Below are 15,910 nucleotides of genomic sequence, written 5' to 3'. Positions count from 1 at the left end.
TTCGTCGTCGCTGCGCTGGGCGACACTCTAGAGAGTGCGGGAGTCCGCCGGTACCCCCGGCGATACACCTCAGCGATACACGTCTGCGATCAGCTCGCCGAACAGCTGCTCGGCGTCGCACTCGAGGCGCTGTCGGGTGAACCAGTCGCAGACGTTCGTGCAGTCGCGATGCAGCAGGTCGAAGCCCTGCGGGTTCGACACGATGTCGACGATCTGCGGCAGGTCGATCGCGACCACGCGCTCGCCGTGCACGAGCAGGTTGTACGGCGAGAGGTCGCCGTGCGCGAGCCCCGAGTGCGCGAGGGTGCGCATGAAGTCGACGACCTGGTGGAACAGCTCGCGCAACTCCTCTGGCGTGGCGCGCACCTGTGCGAGGCGGGGCGCGGCGACGCGGCCCTCGCCGATGAACTCCATGAGCACCTCGGTGCCGCCCACCTGCACCGGGTACGGCACGGCGGCTCCGAGCTCGGTGAGTCGCTTCAGCGCCTCGAACTCGGCGTAGGCCCATTGCACACGAGCGACCTCGCGGCCGAAGGTCGTGCCTTTCGCGAGGGCGCGCGCGTCGCGACTGCGGCGGGTGCCGCGTCCCTCGGTGTAGATCGTCGAGCGGTGGAAGTCGCTGTGCTCGCTGCCGCGGTAGCGCTTCGCGGCGAGCAGCGCGTACGTGCCGGGGGTACCGGGCGGGGCCTCCGGCACCGCGCGTTCGATGAGGCACAGGTCGGCCTCCTTGCCGGTCTTCACGACACCGAGCTCGGTGTCGATCGCCGCGGCATCCGTGACGACCCAATCGGGGCGCGGCTGGGGGCCGCGTTCGAGCGGCATGGCGGCCGGCCAAGTCGACCAGCGTTGGCCCTCGCCCGGTTCCGTGGTCTGGAAGGCGAGGTCGCCCGCGTCGAATCGCGGGGTCGTGAGGGCGATGGATGCCGAGTGCGCACGCACGACGGCGGATTCGTCGAGTGACGGGGTGATGTGCAAGGTGGATCTCCGAAGATCGCGGAGGCCACCGGGCCGCCCCGGCTTACTGCCGGGGGGCGGGGGCCTCGCAAGTGAAGGGAACGTGGAGGTTCACGACAACGACAGCCATGATCGACTCCTTTCTTCACCGGATGCACCGGACCCACGCCGCGCGAATCGGCGGCTTCGGCAGCTTAGGGCGTTTCGGGCACCGCGTCCAGTGTTCGGCCCGGCTCCGGTCCTCGGACTCCTGCTCGCCGCGGGCTGGAGTAGCGTCGGGTTCATGCGGGGAGTCGCCGGGCACGAGGCATCCGTCACCGTGGTGCTCGTCGAAGGCGACAGCGACCGGCTCGCGGTCGACGCGCTTGCTGCGCGTCTCGGGTGCGATCTCGATGCGGCCGGCGCGCGCGTCGTCTCGATGGACGGCGTGACCAACCTGCACCGCCACCTCGGGCAGATCTCCGCCCGGCGCCCGGTGTCGCGTGTGCTCGGACTCTTCGACGCGGCCGAGATCGGGTACGTGCGGCGTGCCGTCGAAGAGACCGGCCTCGGCTCGGCGACGACGCTCGACGAGCTCGCCGCGCTGGGATTCTTCGCGTGCGATCCCGATCTCGAGGGCGAGCTGATCCGCGCGCTCGGCGACGATCGCATGCTGCAACTGCTCGCCGAGCATGGTGAGATCGCGCGCTTCAGGGGGTTCCAGAAGCAACCCGCGCAGCGAGTTCGGGCGACGGATGCGCAGCTCCGGCGGTTCCTCGGCACGCATGCCGGGCGCAAGGCGCAGTTCGCGCCCATCATGGTGGACGCCCTCGAGGAGTCCCGCATCCCGGTCGCGATGCGGGCGCTCGTCGAGACCGCGGTCGGTCGTGTGCGTGCGGCGGCGCGGGAGTCGACGCCGCCTCGCTGAGTGCGCTTGCGCCGACCCTCTTCCGGTGGCAGCCGGGATGTGGTTCAGTGAGCCATGCACCCGAACGGTGCCGCCGGGGGGCGGTTCAACGGACGGCTCGCCATCCTGCTCGCGATGGCCATGTTCGTGCTGGTCGTCGACACCTCGCTCATGAACGTGTCGATCTCGGCGGTCGTGCACGATCTCGGCACCACCGTGAGCGGGGTGCAGGGCGCGATCGCGCTCGAGGCGCTCGTCTCGGCCGCATTCATCCTGATCGGTGGCAAGACCGGCGACCTCATCGGACGCAAGCTCGCCTACATCCTCGGCCTGCTCGGCTACGCGATCGGCGCGATCGCGATGGTGTTCGCGCAGGACCTCACGGCGATCATCATCTTCTGGGCCTTCATCGGCGGTATCGGGGCTTCGCTGCTGCTGCCTGCCATGCAGTCGCTCATCCACGGCAACTTCGCGGGCGCGCACCAGGCGCGGGTGTACGCGCTGGTGGGGGCCTCCGCCGCCATCGCCGCCGCCGTCGGGCCGCTGCTCGGCGGGTTCATCACGACCTTCCTCTCCTGGCGGGTCGGGTTCGCCCTCGAAGCGGTGATCATCGCGGTCGTGCTCGCGGGCATCGGGCTCGTGAAGGACGTGCCGTACCACGGGGAGCGGTCGATCGACCTCGTGGGTGCGCTGCTGTCGATCATCGGCATGGGCGGCGTCGTCACCGGCATCCTCGTCTGGCAGGAGGGCGGCGGGTACGTCGGCCTGATCATCGGCATCGGGGTGCTCGGCCTCGGCCTGCTCGTGTTCTGGCTGCGCAGCCGCAAGCGTCGCGGCAAGCCGGTACTGCTCGACCCGACGCTCTTTGATTCGAAGATGTTCCGCTCGGGCGCGAGCGGGCAGCTGCTGCAGCAGATCGCCCTCGGCGGCACGATGATCGTGCTGCCGATCTACCTGCAGATGGTCTTCGAGTACAACGCGTTGCAGGCCGGGCTCTCGATCGCGCCGCTCTCGCTCAGCATGTTCGTCGTCGCGTTGCTCGCCGGGCGCGGGCTCAAGCGTCGCCCGGCCACCGTCATCCTGTGGGGCTTCGCGCTCGTGGTCGTCGGCATCGCAGTGCTCGTGCCGATCGTGCCCATCGCCGACTCGGGCTGGTACCTCACCCTGCCGCTCATCGTGGCGGGCTGCGGGCTCGGCCTGCTCGTCTCGCAGCTGAACAACTACACGCTCTCGCCGATCTCCGACGAGCGTGTGAGCGAGGCGGCGGGGGTGAATTCGGCGGCGGGTTCGTTCGGCCTCTCGTTCGGCCTGGCCTTCGCCGGCGCGATCATGCTCGCGACGCTCGCCTTCACGTTCACCGCGAGCGCCGAGGCGAGCTCGGTGCTGAGCCCCGACGAGCAGCAGCAGGTCTCGTCGGTGCTCGAGGAGGACGCCGAGATCATGACGAACACCGGGCTCGAGGCGCTGCTCGTCGATCAGACCCCCGAGGTGCAGGAGGAGATCCTGCGCATCAACACCGACTCGCGTTTCATCGCACTGCAGGTCGCCCTGCTCGTGCCGATCCTCGCCGGCCTCCTCGGCGTCGCCAACGCGCTGCGGATGCGCCGGCTGCCCGACCCGAAGCCCTCGGCGTCGGGTGAGGGTGCAGCGCTCGGCTGAGGGGAGTCTGAAGGCCATGCCGCGCGGAATACTGAACGCCCGCTGTGAGTTGAGTCAAGTACACTCAAGTTTCACCGCCTCGACTTGACATGAAAAGTAGACGCTGTAAAGCTTGAGTCGGCAAGGCTCAAGTCTTGCCTCAGGTACTTCGGTTGCGGGCCGGCAAGGGTCGAACCGGTATCCGACCAGTTGATCCCCGGTCGTGCGGCACTCGAGTGCGGCCCCGGTCACTGGCGGAGAGAAGGAGAACACACATGTCACGTGCAGTAGGAATCGACCTCGGCACCACCAACTCGGTCGTCGCGGTCCTCGAGGGCGGCGAGCCCACGGTCATCGCGAACGCGGAGGGACTCCGCACGACCCCGTCGGTCGTCGCATTCACGAAAGACGGCGAGGTGCTCGTCGGCGAGACCGCGAAGCGCCAGGCCGTCACCAACGTCGACCGCACCATCGCGTCGGTCAAGCGCCACATGGGCACCGACTGGAAGACGGCCGAGATCGACGGCAAGCAGTACACGCCGCAAGAGATCTCGGCGCGCATCCTGCAGAAGTTGAAGCGCGACGCCGAGCAGTACCTCGGCGACACCGTCACCGACGCGGTCGTCACGGTGCCCGCGTACTTCAACGACGCAGAGCGCCAGGCCACGAAGGAGGCCGGCGAGATCGCGGGCCTCAACGTGCTGCGCATCATCAACGAGCCCACCGCGGCGGCGCTCGCGTACGGCCTCGACAAGGGCAAGGAGGACGAGCTCATCCTCGTCTTCGACCTCGGTGGCGGCACATTCGACGTGTCCCTGCTCGAGGTGGGCAAGGACGACGACTTCTCCACGATCCAGGTGCGTGCGACCGCCGGCGACAACCGCCTCGGCGGCGACGACTGGGACCAGCGCATCGTCGACTGGCTCATCAAGAAGTTCAAGGACTCGACCGGCGTCGACGTCTCGAACGACAAGATCGCCAAGCAGCGCCTGAAAGAGGCCGCTGAGCAGGCGAAGAAAGAGCTGTCGTCGAACCTCAAGGCGTCCATCCAGCTGCCCTACCTCTCGCTCACCGAGAACGGCCCCGCGAACCTCGACGAGACGCTCACGCGCGCCGAGTTCGAGAACATGACGAGCGACCTGCTCGACCGCACGAAGAAGCCGTTCGAAGACGTCATCCGCGAGGCGGGCGTCAAGCTCTCCGACATCGCGCACGTCGTGCTCGTCGGCGGCTCGACGCGCATGCCCGCGGTCAGCGAGCTCGTCAAGAAAGAGACCGGTCAGGAGCCCAACAAGGGCGTCAACCCCGATGAGGTCGTCGCTGTCGGCGCCGCCCTCCAGGCGGGCGTCCTCAAGGGCGAGCGCAAGGATGTGCTGCTGATCGACGTCACCCCCCTCAGCCTCGGCATCGAGACCAAGGGCGGCATCATGACGAAGCTGATCGAGCGCAACACGGCCATCCCGACCAAGCGCAGCGAGACCTTCACGACCGCCGACGACAACCAGCCGTCGGTCGCGATCCAGGTCTTCCAGGGCGAGCGCGAGTTCACCCGCGACAACAAGCCGCTCGGCACCTTCGAGCTCACCGGCATCGCGCCGGCGCCGCGGGGCATCCCGCAGATCGAGGTCACGTTCGACATCGACGCCAACGGCATCGTGCACGTGTCCGCGAAAGACAAGGGCACCGGCAAAGAGCAGCGCATGACGATCTCGGGCGGCTCGAGCCTCCCGAAGGACGACATCGAGCGCATGGTGCGCGACGCCGAAGAGCACGCCGCCGAAGACAAGGCGCGTCGCGAGTCGGCTGAGACCCGCAACCAGGCCGAGCAGCTCGTCTACTCGATCGAGAAGCTCATCAAGGACAACGACGACAAGCTGCCCGCCGATGTCAAGAACGAGGTGCAGGGCGATGTCGACGGTCTGAAGACGGCGCTCGCGGGCGACGACGACGAGGCCGTGAAGTCGGCCTTCGAGAAGCTCAACGCGTCGCAGGGCAAGCTCGGCGAGGCGATCTACGCGCAGAGCCAGCAGGCGGATGCTTCCGCCGCAGGCGGCGAAGACGCCAGTGCGTCGGGTGCCGAGGGCGACCAGTCTGCTGACGAAGACGTGGTCGACGCCGAGGTCATCGACGACGAAGAAGAGAAGAAGTAACCATGGCAGACGAGAAGGAGACTCCCGAAGTCCCCGAACCCGACGCCGGTGCCGCCGACGAGGTGACGGATGCCGCGGCATCCGTCACCTCTGAGGGTCTCGACCTCGAGGGCGACGACGGCGAAGTGCTCACGGTCGACGACATCCTGAACGCGGCGAACGCCGAAGTGCAGGATCCGAGCGAGGAGCACCTCGCCGACCTCAAGCGCATCACAGCGGAGTACGCCAACTACCGCAAGCGCACCGAGGCGAACCGCGAGGTCGAGCGGGAGCGCGCGGTCGGCGTGGCCGTCGCAGTGCTGCTGCCCGTGCTCGACGACCTCGACCGGGCCGAGAAGCACGGCGATCTCGAGGGCGACACCCCGTTCGCGACGATCGCGGCGAAGCTGCGCGGTTCGGTCGAGAAGCTCGGCCTCACCCCGTTCGGCGAGGTCGGCGAGGCGTTCGACCCGCAACGGCACGAGGCGATCTTCCAGCAGCCGTCGACCGACGTCGAGATCGACACGGTCGCCGACGTGGTCGAGACCGGGTACACGCTCGGTGGCACGCTGCTTCGCGCGGCGAAGGTCGTCGTGAAGACCCCGCAGTAGACGGCATCCGGTGGTCGAGTAGCGCGAAGCGCGTATCGAAACCCGTCACCAGGTCTCGATACGCTCCTTCGTCGCTACTCGACCACCGACCGACAGACACGACGAGATTTCAGAAAAGGAGGTGCCCGTGGCCAGTCAGGATTGGTTCGACAAGGACTTCTACAAGGTGCTCGGCGTCTCCAAAGACGTGAGCGATGCGGAGCTCAAGAAGACGTACCGCAAGCTCGCCCGCAAGTACCACCCCGATTCCAACCCCGGTGACGCCGCGGCCGAGGCGAAGTTCAAAGAGATCAGCGAGGCGCACTCGGTGCTCTCCGACGCCGAGCAGCGCAAAGAGTACGACGCCGTACGAGCCATGGGCTCCGGCGCACGATTCACCGCGCCCGGCGGCGCCGGCGGCGCCGGCGGCTTCGAAGACGTCTTCGGCGGCATGTTCGGCCAGGGCGGCGGAGGTCGCAGCCAGTCGTACACGTTCCAGCAGGGCGGCGACTACGACGACCTGCTCGGCGGACTCTTCGGCGGCGGCCGCTTCGGCCAGACCACCGGCGGCTACCGCGGTTACGGCGGCCCCACCAAGGGCCGGGATGTCTCGGCGTCGACGACCCTCGACTTCGTCACCGCCACCAAGGGCGACCAGATCACCCTGCAGACCTCCGAGGGCAAGCCGATCACGGTGCGCATCCCGGCGGGCGTCGCCGACGGGCAGAAGATCCGCCTGCGCGGCAAGGGTCACCCCTCGCCCGACGGCGGCGAGGCCGGCGACATCGTGCTCACCGTGACCGTTCGCAAGCACCCGGTCTTCGAGCGCGACGGCCTGAACCTCAGGGTCACGGTGCCCGTCACGTTCGCCGAGGCTGCGCTCGGCACGACGATCCAGGTGCCGACGCTCGGCGGCGACCCCGTCAAGCTCCGCGTCGCCCCCGGCACGCCGAGCGGCCGCGTGCTGCGCGTGAAGGGCCGTGGCGTCGAGACGAAGAAGGGCACCGGAGACCTGCTCGCGGTCGTGCAGGTCGCCGTGCCGTCGCACCTCTCGAAAGAGGCGCAGGCCAAGCTCGAGGAGTTCGCCGCTCTGCTGCCCGACGAGAATCCGCGCGACGAGCTGCTCGCGAAGGCCAAGGGTTAGGCGGTGGAGATGAACGAGAGGAGCCCGCTCTTCGTCATCTCCGTCGCCGCCGAACTCGCGGGGATGCACCCGCAGACCCTGCGCCAGTACGACCGGCTCGGGCTCGTGTCGCCGACCCGCACCGCCGGCAAGTCGCGCCGCTACTCGATGCACGACGTCGTGCAGCTGCGCGAGATCTCGCAGCTCTCGAGCGAGGGCGTGAGCCTCGAGGGCATCCGCCGGGTGCTCGGGCTCGAAGACGAGGTGGCGACCCTTCGTGCGCGAGTGCACGAACTCGAGGGCGCGCTCGCCGACGAGATGCTGAACCGCCCCGGCCGCCGCGTCTTCGCCGCGGGATCGGCCGGCGAGGTCATCTCGCTCAGAGCCGGCACTCGTGTGCGACGCGAGAACGCGGTCGTCGTGTGGCGCCCGCTCGAACGCTGAGCGGTTCCGCGACCTGCGCCGAGGCACCCGATTTCGGATGCGCACGGCGCAGGACGGGCGAACCCTCGATTCAGCGGCCCCGCACCGGGTAGGAGACGATCTGTCCGTCGCCGAACACGCCGGCCGAGACGATCACCTTTCCGCTCTGCCACTCGACGCCCGCCGGGCTGTCGACCTCGGCGAACGTCGAAACCGAACCGTCGCGCGTGATCGCTGACACCTTGCCGCCGAACATCTCGCTGACGTACACGGTGCCGTTCGGCGCGACGGCGAGGCCGGTCGCTCCGGCGAAGCCCGTCGCGAGGAGCTGGGTGTCGCCGCTTCGGGGATCGATCCGGTAGACCGAGCCGTACGGGAATCCGAGCCCGGGCGCACCGGGCAGCGTCGAGACGTAGAGCATGCCGTCGGTGCCCATCTCGACATCGGTCGGCACGGGCTCGGCATCGAAGGTGAGGCCGACCACGCACTCGTCGAGGAGGATCGGTTCAGGGCCCTCGCCGACGGCTCGCATCGCATCGGTGATGACGAGCGGTTGCGGCGGCAGCACGGCGACGGTCGTGACCGTGTCGCCCACGACCTTCAACACCGCGTTCATGCCCGCGTCGGCGACGTACGTCGCGTCGCGGAGCGAGAGCGTGCCGTAGGCGTGCGTGTCGACGAGGCCCGAGTATCGGGGCATGATGAACGGCGGCAGCTTCGCCGCGCATTCGTCTGAGATCGATTCGAAGCCGTACCAGTTGCCTTGGTCGGGGTTGTTCGCCTGCTCCCATGCGAGCAGATCGATCGATGTCGAGCCGCCGGGGCCGTTCGACTTCAGCCACGACCCTTGGATCGACTGTTCGTCGCCGGCACGTTCGCTCCAGGTGACGGTCGAGCCGAGCACCGATACGCCGGTGGAGTCGGGCCCCTGCGAGAGGGTCGTGCTCGTGCCACCGGCGATGCGCGTGACCTCGCCGAGGAAGGACTGGCCGACCGTGATGACGCCGGAGGCCGACACGTCGAAGGTCAGCGGCCCGGCGAGATGCTCGGCCAGCACCGTCGGCGGCCCTGCGGCGGGCGCATTCGGCGCGGCTCCGGCGGGTGCGGCGACGGCGACCATGGCGCCGATCGCGAGCGCGGCGGTGATGAGGGTGAATGAACGATGCATCGGTGACTCCGACCTGTTCGACTCGAAGATTCGCCCTTTTTGCATGCGTTGTCGCCTGCGAAGGTTCGGGTAGGCGAATCCGCCACCGACCGTACTCCGATGCGAACGGGCAAACCACCCCCCGTTCACGTCAGGGCGTCGCCCGCTCGCGCGCGCCCGCCCGACGCTCAGCCGCTCGTCGGGAAGCCGGCGGAGTCTCAGCGGCCCCAGGCCGATGCCGGAGCCTCGATGACCTCATAGGGTCGCGAGCTCCAGTGGGTACCGTAGCCGTAGTGGCTCGACGCCCACATCGAAGCCCAGATCGCCTGCGCGGTGGCATCGGCGGAATCGCCGCGAGCGAGCGCGGCGTCGACCTCGGGGTACCGCCCCGACTGCAGGTTCTGGGCGGCGTAGAACGCGGCCTCGATGAGGGTCGGATAACTGCCGAGACCGGATCCGCCGCCCGACCCCTGCCCGTTGTTCAACGGGTTGTTGCGGTTCCACCAGTTGTCGGCGCCGTTCTCCTGGCGCATCCAGCGCATCATGAACGTGACGTTCTCTTCGGTGATGGGCCACTCGCCCTCGACGAGCACGAGCTTGGCCCAGTCGACGTTCGTGCCGCCCGCGACGAGGGTCTGCGCGCCGGTCGTCGCGACATACGACTCCTGCGAGACGGCGGGAGCCGCGATATCCGCCGCGACCCGCAGGTCCTGCACCTCGCCGTGCTGCGGCGCGTCGGCGGCCGCAAGCGGCAGGATGCGACCGGGCTGCGGCAGCGGCGCCAGGGCGAGACCCGCGAGCAGGCCGAAGACCGAGAGCACGGCGGCCGCGCTGAGCGAGCGACGGGTCGACCGCGAACGCGACCGCGACCGCGAACCCACGTCGGAACGCGCCTCGCGTCGGGGATGCGGCATCGGCGTCGCGACCTCCCGTCGCGCCGCGCGTCGCCCCCCGGTTCGTGCGTCGTGCATGCGGCACCGAGGGTAGCAAACCCCGCAGGGAGCCGCACTCAGCGAAATCGGCGTGGGCTCGGTGCGTACGCTTGACTCCATGCCATTCGACTTCGGCGCCCTGCGGCGCCACCCCGACGTCGAAGGGCCGGGGCTCGAGGCGTCGGATGCCGCGGACCGGCTGATCCTCGACGAGGCCGCGGCCTTCATCGGGGCGGCCGGGACGGGCGAGATCGTCGTCGTCGACGACTCCTTCGGTGCGCTCGCGCTCGCCGCGGCGGACGCCGGGGCGAGGGGCATCCGCGTGCATCAAGACCTCGTGACCGGCGAGCGGGCGCTCGCGGGGAACGCGGGCCGACTCGGGCTGGAGGGCGAGGTGCGGTCGCTGGCGCTCGGCCCCGAGCTCGTCGCGGGCGCGCGGCTCGTGCTCATGCGCCTGCCGCGCTCGCTCGACCGGCTCGACGAGGTCTCGCAGCTCATCGCGGCGCACGCCGACCCCGAGGTCGTCGTCGTCGCCGGCGGGCGCATCAAGCACATGTCGCTCGCGATGAACGAGGTGCTCGGGCGCAGCTTCGGGCGCGTCGACGTGAGCCGCGCGCGGCAGAAGTCGCGGGTGCTGACGGCGCGCGACCCCGGTGGTCTCGATGCGCTCGATCCGCTCGCTGCACTCGCGACTCGACCGCCGGGGTCCGACTGGCCCCGGCGCGCCCGGCACGACGACCTCGATCTCGTGGTCGTCGCACACGGAGGCGTCTTCGCCGGCACCGGCATCGACATCGGCACCCGGTTCCTGATCGCACAGCTCGGTGATGCGGTTCCGGATGCCGCGACCGCCGTCGATCTCGCCTGCGGCACGGGCGTCGTGGCGGCGTGGCTCGCGCGGGCGCGACCCGGGCTGCGGGTGACGGCGACCGATCGTTCGGCGGGCGCCGCGGCATCCGCTCGACTGACGGCCGAGGCCAACGGTGTCGGCGACCGTGTGCGCGTGACCCGCGCCGACGGGCTCGAAGCGCTCGCGGACGCGAGCGAACGGCTGATCGTGTTGAATCCGCCGTTCCACAGCGACGCGGCGATCTCGACCGGCATCGCCGCGCACCTCTTCGCCGACGCCGCACGTGTGCTCGCTCCGGGCGGCGAGCTCTGGTGCGTCTGGAACTCGCACTTGCGCTACCGGCCGCTGCTCGAACGCGTCGTCGGGCCGACCCGGCAGATCGCCCGCAACGCGAAGTTCACCGTCACGGCGTCGCGCCGGGCCGCCTGAGCGTCGCAGTCGGCGACCGGCCTTGGCGCGCTGCCCGACTCGCGAAGGTGCGGCGGCGCGCACATCGTGTCAGGCTTGGAGCATGACCTCGACGCTCGAACAGCTCGACACCGACGACGCCCTGCGCGTCGCCGTCGAGGTGCCGTGGCGCACGGTCGTGTGGGACGACCCGGTGAACCTCATGACGTATGTGAGCTACGTGTTCCGCAGCTACTTCGGCCTGCCGCGCGACGAGGCCGAGCGGCTCATGCTGCTCGTGCACACCGAGGGCCGGGCCATCGTGGCATCCGGCAACCGCGAGGCCATGGAGCGGCACGCGCAGGCGATGCACGGCTACGGTCTGCAGGCCACGGTCGAGCGGAGCGAGCCGTGATCGTCGCGGGACTGGGCGGCGGCGAGGGCGTGCGTCTCGTGCTCGAGACCGAAGAGGCGATGCTGCTCTCGGAGCTCGCCGACCAGGTCGATTCGGTGCTGCTGCTCGGCGAGGCCGACGACCCGGCGCTCGACCGGCTGCTGCCGAACGCGTACCCCGACGACCGCGAGGCGGCCCACGACTACACCCGTTACACGCGCGACAGCCTCGTCGACGGCAAGCGCCAGGCCGCCCAGCGGGTGCGCGACGCGACCGCCGTCGAGGAGCACGGCGGCGTCGTGCAGATCGAGCTCGACCAGTCGGAGGCGTGGGGGTGGCTGACGTTCCTCACCGATCTTCGCCTCATCCTCGCCGAAAGGGTCGGCATCGTCGACGAAGACGAGGCCGACGCCGACGAGACGCGCGACGACTACCTTCGTGCCGCGTACGAATGGGCGGGATTCGTACAGGGCTCGATGCTCGAGGTGCTCGACCCGATCAAGGGTTGAGTCGCGCACCGCGAGCACCGCGAGCACCGCGAGCACCGCGTCGCTCCTCGGCCACTCGGCCGATCGCTGGCATGCTGATGCCGAACGCCGCACACCCGCACCGGGAGGGAGCGGCCCGACGGCAGGAGCAGGTGTGACCGAAGTCGCGTCGAAGCACGTCCATCAACCCCCGATCGCACGCGTCCTGCAACGACCCGGCGTGAACGTCGAGTCGTTGGAGTCGGGCGCGCTCATCGTCGGCGCGTCGTTCTTCGTGCTCGGCGGCCTCGTCGCCCTCGTGCTGTTCTGGGGTCGCGACCTGCCGATCTCGGGCGCGGGTTCGCTCGGCGAGTATGCCGCCATCGGCGGCGCCGTCACCGCGTTCGTCGCCTTCGTGCTCGGCCGGTACCTCGCGAGCCGCACGGCGAACCCGGCGCTGCGTCGAGAGATCGGCACGGGCCTGTCGGTGCCGGGCGCGCGCCTGCACTGGTTCGACATCGCCGCCCTGGCGATCGCGCACGGGGCGATCGCACTGCTCGGGTGGCTCGCCATCGCCACGGTGCTCGAGTTCAGCTTCCGCGATGCGGTGGTGTTCACGCTGCCCGCCGCCGCGCTGGCCGGGGTCGCGGTCGCCATCACGGGCTACGTGAGCTTCCTCTCGGCGGCCCGCATGACGCCGATGCTGCTCTCGCTCGTGCTGGCCGTGTTCCTCGTGGTCGGCGCATTCGCGAGCATGCTCTCGGCGAGCGACCCGCACTGGTGGAAGGAGAACCTGTCGGCGCTCGGCATGACGAACGACATCTCGGCGATGGCCTTCAACGTCACGCTGATCGTCGCCGGCGCGATCGTCACGATCGTCGCCCGCTACGCGACCGCCGCCCTGCCGATCGGCACCCCGCCCGACCGGCGGGGCCGGGACCTCGTGCGCGTCGGCCTCGGGCTCATCGGCATCTTCCTCGCCTGCGTCGGCATCTTCCCGGTCGATGAGTTCTTCCTCGTGCACAACACCGTCGCGACCGGTATGACGATCTGCTTCGCGGTCATCGTGATCGGGCTCCCGTGGTTCATCCGCAGCGTGCCGCGCGTCTTCGTCGGGCTCGGCTACCTCTACGTCGTCGTCATCGTGGTCGTCGCGATCTTCTTCGCGACGGGTTACTACAACCTCACCGCCGTCGAACTCGTCGCGGCCTGCCTCATCTTCAGCTGGATCATCGTCTTCCTGCGCACCGCCGGCGCCTCCGGCGCGAGTGAAACGGATGCCGCGGCGACGCCGACCCCCGAGGAAGCCCGGGTGCCGGCGCCGCAGCACTAGATCGCGTCGCGGTCGGCTCAGCGAAGCCCGCGGAAGAACGTGCGGACGTCGCCGACGAGGAGGTCGGGAGCCTCCATGGCCGGGAAGTGCCCGCCGCGATCGAACTCCGACCAGTGCACGACGTTATTCTCGCGCTCGGCGATCGTGCGGATTCCGGAGTCGCCCGGGAACACCGCGACACCGGAGGGCACGGCGCTCGGTTCGATCGTCTGCCCCCAACTCGCACGGCCCTCGCGGTACAGCCGCGCTGAGGAGGTCGCCGTGCCGGTGAGCCAGTAGACGCTCACGTTCGTGAGCAGCTGGTCGAGGTCGACGGCGTCTTCGGGCAGGTCCGCGGCGGGATCGGTCCACTCGTGGAACCGGTCGACGATCCAGGCGAGCTGGGCGGCGGGCGAGTCGGCGAGTCCGACGCCGACCGTCTGCGGCCGCGTCGACTGGATCACCGCGTAGCCGGTGTCGTTCTCCATCTGGCGCTGCAACGCCGCGAGCCGCGCCTGCTCGGCCTCGGTCATCGCCGCGAACTCGGCCGGGTCGCCCGAGGGAAACCCGAGGCTGCCGTTGACGTGCACCCCGATCACGCGCTCGGGTGCGAGCCTGCCGATCATCGGCGAGATCACTGCCCCGGTGTCGCCGCCCTGCGTGCCGTAGCGCTCGTAGCCGAGACGGTTCATCAGGTCGACCCAGGCCCGCGCGATGCGCGACATGTCCCAGCCCGTCTCGTGCGTGGGGCCCGAGAAGGCGAAGCCGGGCATCGACGGCGCCACGATGTGAAAGGCGTCGGCCGGGTCGCCGCCGTGCGCGCGGGGGTCGGTGAGCGGCCCGATGATCTTCATGAACTCGACGATCGAGCCCGGCCACCCGTGCGTGAGCAGCAGCGGCGTGGCGTTCGGCTCGGGCGAGCGCACGTGCAGGAAGTGCACGTTCTGCCCGTCGATCTCGGTCGTGAACTGCGGAAAGGCGTTGAGTTTCGCCTCGTGCGCCCGCCAGTCGAACGAGGTGCGCCAGTAGTCGGCCAGGCCCTGCACATAGCTCGGGGGCGTGCCGTAGGACCAGCCGACGCCCGGCAGTTCGTCGGGCCAGCGCGTCGCGGCGAGACGACGGTTCAGCTCGTCGAGGTCGGCCTGAGGAATGTCGATGCGGAACGGTCGGATGTCGCTGCTCTCGTGATTCATATGAGCGACGCTACGGGGCATACCGGTCAGTTCCTGTCCGGTATGCCCCGGTGCTCAGCTCAGCTCAGCTCGGCTCGGCTCTGCTTCTCGATCGGCGGGAACTCGTAGCTCAGGTCGAGCACGGGCGGCTGCGGTGCGTACAGGCGGAAGACGAGGCGGAACACCCCTGCCGGCGAGGGCAGCCAGTTCGCGCGAGCCGCGGCATCCGTCGGCTCGTCGTGCGTGATCGTGATCGTGAGCGAGCCGTCGTCGTCGCGCACGATGCCCGCCGTGCGATCGCCGATCGAGTACCGCCCGATCGGGTTCGCGACGAGGAAGAAGTCGGGCACGCTGTACATCGTGATCGACCAGAACGCGTTCACGGGCGGGTCGGTCGGGAAGGTCATCGTGTAGACGGATGCCCCGTCGAGTGGTGCGCCCGAGACATCCGTGAAGGCCTGTGCGTACACCGCCTCGTAGGCGTGGTTGCCCCAGAGGCCGACGCGCGTCGCGACCGCCCGCTCGACGAAGCGCAGCTTCGGGTCGGCGATCTGCCATTCGGGCGAGTCGATCGCGCCGAGGGAGAAGTGCGAGACGTTGTAGTCGAACATGTGCAGGCCGACGGTCCAGCCGTTCTTCACCGGTGCGTGACCGTGGCGGGTCAGGTCCTCGATCTGCTGCTTGCCGGCGGCCTCGCCCGCGACGAGGCGGTCGCGCAGAGCGGGGTCGGGGTCGATGTACGGCGACTCGGCCGCGGTGACGCCGAGTTCGGCGAATCCCTGCTGCATCGCCTGGTCGTCAGCGGAGGGCGGGTAGGCGAGCGACCACGCACGCGCCTCCTCCCAGAAGCGCAGCTCGTCGTCGACGGGCGCGGTCTCGGCGACGCCGCGCGGCGGCACGAGCGAGCGCAGGATCGGCGTGATCGTCATTTCGTCCTGCAGGGCGATGACCGCGGGGATGTCGTCGTCGCCGGCGCACGCGATGCGGCCGACGATCGACACGATCGAGGTCGACGCTTCGATGCGCGGCACGTCGGGAGCGCCGGGCGCCCCCTCGTATCCCGGCGGCACGATGAGGAAGTCGCCGCCGTCGCCACCCGTCGCGCGGGTGCCCACGTAGGCGATGTTGTTCGTCCACGCGTCGACGAACTGCAGCACGAAGTAGCGGTCGCCCATCTTCGGCACGCTGAGCAGCAGCGGACCGTTCGAGAGGTCGAGCTGGGCCATCGAGTACACGGTGTCGTTGTTGATCGTCACGAAGGTGTCCTCGTCGGTCGCGAGCTTTCGCGCGTGCGAGAAGGTGTTGTACGGCGCGGCGTGGTTCTGCCCGACGCCGGTCTCGACGTAGCGCCGCACCTGCCGGAGGTTCTCGACGAGCGGGAAGTAGTAGACGTACGCCGGTACGGCGAGGTCGGACGCGGTGGCGTCGGTCATGATCGTGCTCCGTTCTGCGGTTTCGAGCGGTGGAGAAACACCGAGAGGGTCGGATGCCTGTCTCTTATACACA

Annotated in this window: 15 protein-coding genes; 10 read left to right on the top strand and 5 right to left on the bottom strand. The window is 69.5% G+C overall.

Going from position 1 to position 15,910, the window contains the following annotated elements:
• Nucleotides 1-69: 69 nt before the first annotated feature.
• The gene (locus tag ACWGST_RS13865; RefSeq protein WP_452047257.1) at nt 70-975 is read right to left on the bottom strand and encodes a serine protein kinase RIO; all 906 of its coding nucleotides are present in this window, start codon (nt 973-975) and stop codon (nt 70-72) included.
• A gap of 262 nt (nt 976-1,237) precedes the next feature.
• Here ACWGST_RS13865 and ACWGST_RS13860 point away from each other — a divergent pair, with 262 nt between their 5' ends.
• From ACWGST_RS13860 to ACWGST_RS13835, 6 genes are all read left to right on the top strand, one after another.
• Nucleotides 1,238-1,861, top strand: coding sequence for a TOPRIM nucleotidyl transferase/hydrolase domain-containing protein (locus ACWGST_RS13860; protein ID WP_452047256.1), 624 nt, complete (start codon nt 1,238-1,240; stop codon nt 1,859-1,861).
• A 54-nt stretch (nt 1,862-1,915) separates the two neighbouring features.
• On the top strand, nt 1,916-3,499 hold the full coding sequence (locus ACWGST_RS13855; protein WP_452047255.1) for an MFS transporter: 1,584 nt from the start codon (nt 1,916-1,918) through the stop codon (nt 3,497-3,499).
• A 254-nt stretch (nt 3,500-3,753) separates the two neighbouring features.
• The gene (dnaK, locus tag ACWGST_RS13850; protein ID WP_452047254.1) at nt 3,754-5,628 is read left to right on the top strand and encodes a molecular chaperone DnaK; all 1,875 of its coding nucleotides are present in this window, start codon (nt 3,754-3,756) and stop codon (nt 5,626-5,628) included.
• A gap of 2 nt (nt 5,629-5,630) precedes the next feature.
• Nucleotides 5,631-6,218, top strand: a complete 588-nt coding sequence (locus tag ACWGST_RS13845) for a nucleotide exchange factor GrpE (protein ID WP_452047253.1) — start codon at nt 5,631-5,633, stop codon at nt 6,216-6,218.
• A gap of 127 nt (nt 6,219-6,345) precedes the next feature.
• Nucleotides 6,346-7,341 carry a DnaJ C-terminal domain-containing protein gene (locus ACWGST_RS13840; RefSeq protein ID WP_452047252.1) on the top strand — a complete coding sequence of 332 codons (996 nt, stop codon included), beginning with the start codon at nt 6,346-6,348 and terminating at the stop codon, nt 7,339-7,341.
• 9 nt (nt 7,342-7,350) lie between these two features.
• Nucleotides 7,351-7,764, top strand: a complete 414-nt coding sequence (locus tag ACWGST_RS13835) for a heat shock protein transcriptional repressor HspR (protein ID WP_452047251.1) — start codon at nt 7,351-7,353, stop codon at nt 7,762-7,764.
• 70 nt (nt 7,765-7,834) lie between these two features.
• Here ACWGST_RS13835 and ACWGST_RS13830 read toward each other — a convergent pair whose 3' ends face one another.
• Nucleotides 7,835-8,911, bottom strand: coding sequence for a ScyD/ScyE family protein (locus ACWGST_RS13830; RefSeq protein WP_452047250.1), 1,077 nt, complete (start codon nt 8,909-8,911; stop codon nt 7,835-7,837).
• Between the two features lie 197 nt (nt 8,912-9,108).
• Nucleotides 9,109-9,804 carry a hypothetical protein gene (locus tag ACWGST_RS13825; protein ID WP_452047249.1) on the bottom strand — a complete coding sequence of 232 codons (696 nt, stop codon included), beginning with the start codon at nt 9,802-9,804 and terminating at the stop codon, nt 9,109-9,111.
• A 136-nt stretch (nt 9,805-9,940) separates the two neighbouring features.
• On the opposite strand from ACWGST_RS13825, the gene ACWGST_RS13820 reads away from it, so the two are divergent.
• The 4 genes from ACWGST_RS13820 (at nt 9,941) to ACWGST_RS13805 (ending at nt 13,253) form a co-directional block, all read left to right on the top strand.
• Complete coding sequence (locus tag ACWGST_RS13820; protein ID WP_452047248.1) at nt 9,941-11,101, top strand: class I SAM-dependent methyltransferase; 1,161 nt, start codon at nt 9,941-9,943, stop codon at nt 11,099-11,101.
• An 82-nt stretch (nt 11,102-11,183) separates the two neighbouring features.
• Nucleotides 11,184-11,474, top strand: a complete 291-nt coding sequence (clpS, locus tag ACWGST_RS13815) for an ATP-dependent Clp protease adapter ClpS (protein ID WP_452047247.1) — start codon at nt 11,184-11,186, stop codon at nt 11,472-11,474.
• On the top strand, nt 11,471-11,962 hold the full coding sequence (locus ACWGST_RS13810) for a DUF2017 family protein (RefSeq protein ID WP_452047246.1): 492 nt from the start codon (nt 11,471-11,473) through the stop codon (nt 11,960-11,962). The genes clpS and ACWGST_RS13810 overlap by 4 nt, the downstream gene beginning before the upstream one ends.
• 133 nt (nt 11,963-12,095) lie before the next feature.
• On the top strand, nt 12,096-13,253 hold the full coding sequence (locus tag ACWGST_RS13805) for a DUF998 domain-containing protein (protein WP_452047245.1): 1,158 nt from the start codon (nt 12,096-12,098) through the stop codon (nt 13,251-13,253).
• A gap of 17 nt (nt 13,254-13,270) precedes the next feature.
• Here the strand turns inward: ACWGST_RS13805 and ACWGST_RS13800 are convergent, their stop codons facing one another.
• Both ACWGST_RS13800 and ACWGST_RS13795 read right to left on the bottom strand, forming a co-directional pair.
• A complete protein-coding gene (locus ACWGST_RS13800) occupies nt 13,271-14,425 on the bottom strand; it encodes an epoxide hydrolase family protein (protein ID WP_452047244.1) in 1,155 nt (384 codons plus the stop codon).
• A 59-nt stretch (nt 14,426-14,484) separates the two neighbouring features.
• The gene (locus tag ACWGST_RS13795; RefSeq protein WP_452047243.1) at nt 14,485-15,837 is read right to left on the bottom strand and encodes a DUF1254 domain-containing protein; all 1,353 of its coding nucleotides are present in this window, start codon (nt 15,835-15,837) and stop codon (nt 14,485-14,487) included.
• Between the last annotated feature and the right edge of the window lie 73 nt (nt 15,838-15,910).

The sequence above is a fragment of the Agromyces sp. NPDC055520 genome, assembly GCF_053619715.1.
The sequence above is the reverse complement of the archived record's forward strand: the minus strand, read 5'-3'. Positions and strand labels throughout refer to the sequence as shown.

What these genes read in the sequence shown, in the direction of transcription:
- ACWGST_RS13860 (WP_452047256.1), top strand. Translation starts at nt 1,238, where the DNA reads ATGCGGGGAGTCGCCGGGCACGAGGCATCCGTCACCGTGGTGCTCGTC.
- ACWGST_RS13855 (WP_452047255.1), top strand. Translation starts at nt 1,916, where the DNA reads ATGCACCCGAACGGTGCCGCCGGGGGGCGGTTCAACGGACGGCTCGCC.
- dnaK (WP_452047254.1), top strand. Translation starts at nt 3,754, where the DNA reads ATGTCACGTGCAGTAGGAATCGACCTCGGCACCACCAACTCGGTCGTC.
- ACWGST_RS13845 (WP_452047253.1), top strand. Translation starts at nt 5,631, where the DNA reads ATGGCAGACGAGAAGGAGACTCCCGAAGTCCCCGAACCCGACGCCGGT.
- ACWGST_RS13835 (WP_452047251.1), top strand. Translation starts at nt 7,351, where the DNA reads ATGAACGAGAGGAGCCCGCTCTTCGTCATCTCCGTCGCCGCCGAACTC.
- ACWGST_RS13830 (WP_452047250.1), bottom strand. Translation starts at nt 8,911, where the DNA reads ATGCATCGTTCATTCACCCTCATCACCGCCGCGCTCGCGATCGGCGCC.
- ACWGST_RS13825 (WP_452047249.1), bottom strand. Translation starts at nt 9,804, where the DNA reads ATGCCGCATCCCCGACGCGAGGCGCGTTCCGACGTGGGTTCGCGGTCG.
- ACWGST_RS13820 (WP_452047248.1), top strand. Translation starts at nt 9,941, where the DNA reads ATGCCATTCGACTTCGGCGCCCTGCGGCGCCACCCCGACGTCGAAGGG.
- clpS (WP_452047247.1), top strand. Translation starts at nt 11,184, where the DNA reads ATGACCTCGACGCTCGAACAGCTCGACACCGACGACGCCCTGCGCGTC.
- ACWGST_RS13800 (WP_452047244.1), bottom strand. Translation starts at nt 14,425, where the DNA reads ATGAATCACGAGAGCAGCGACATCCGACCGTTCCGCATCGACATTCCT.
- ACWGST_RS13795 (WP_452047243.1), bottom strand. Translation starts at nt 15,837, where the DNA reads ATGACCGACGCCACCGCGTCCGACCTCGCCGTACCGGCGTACGTCTAC.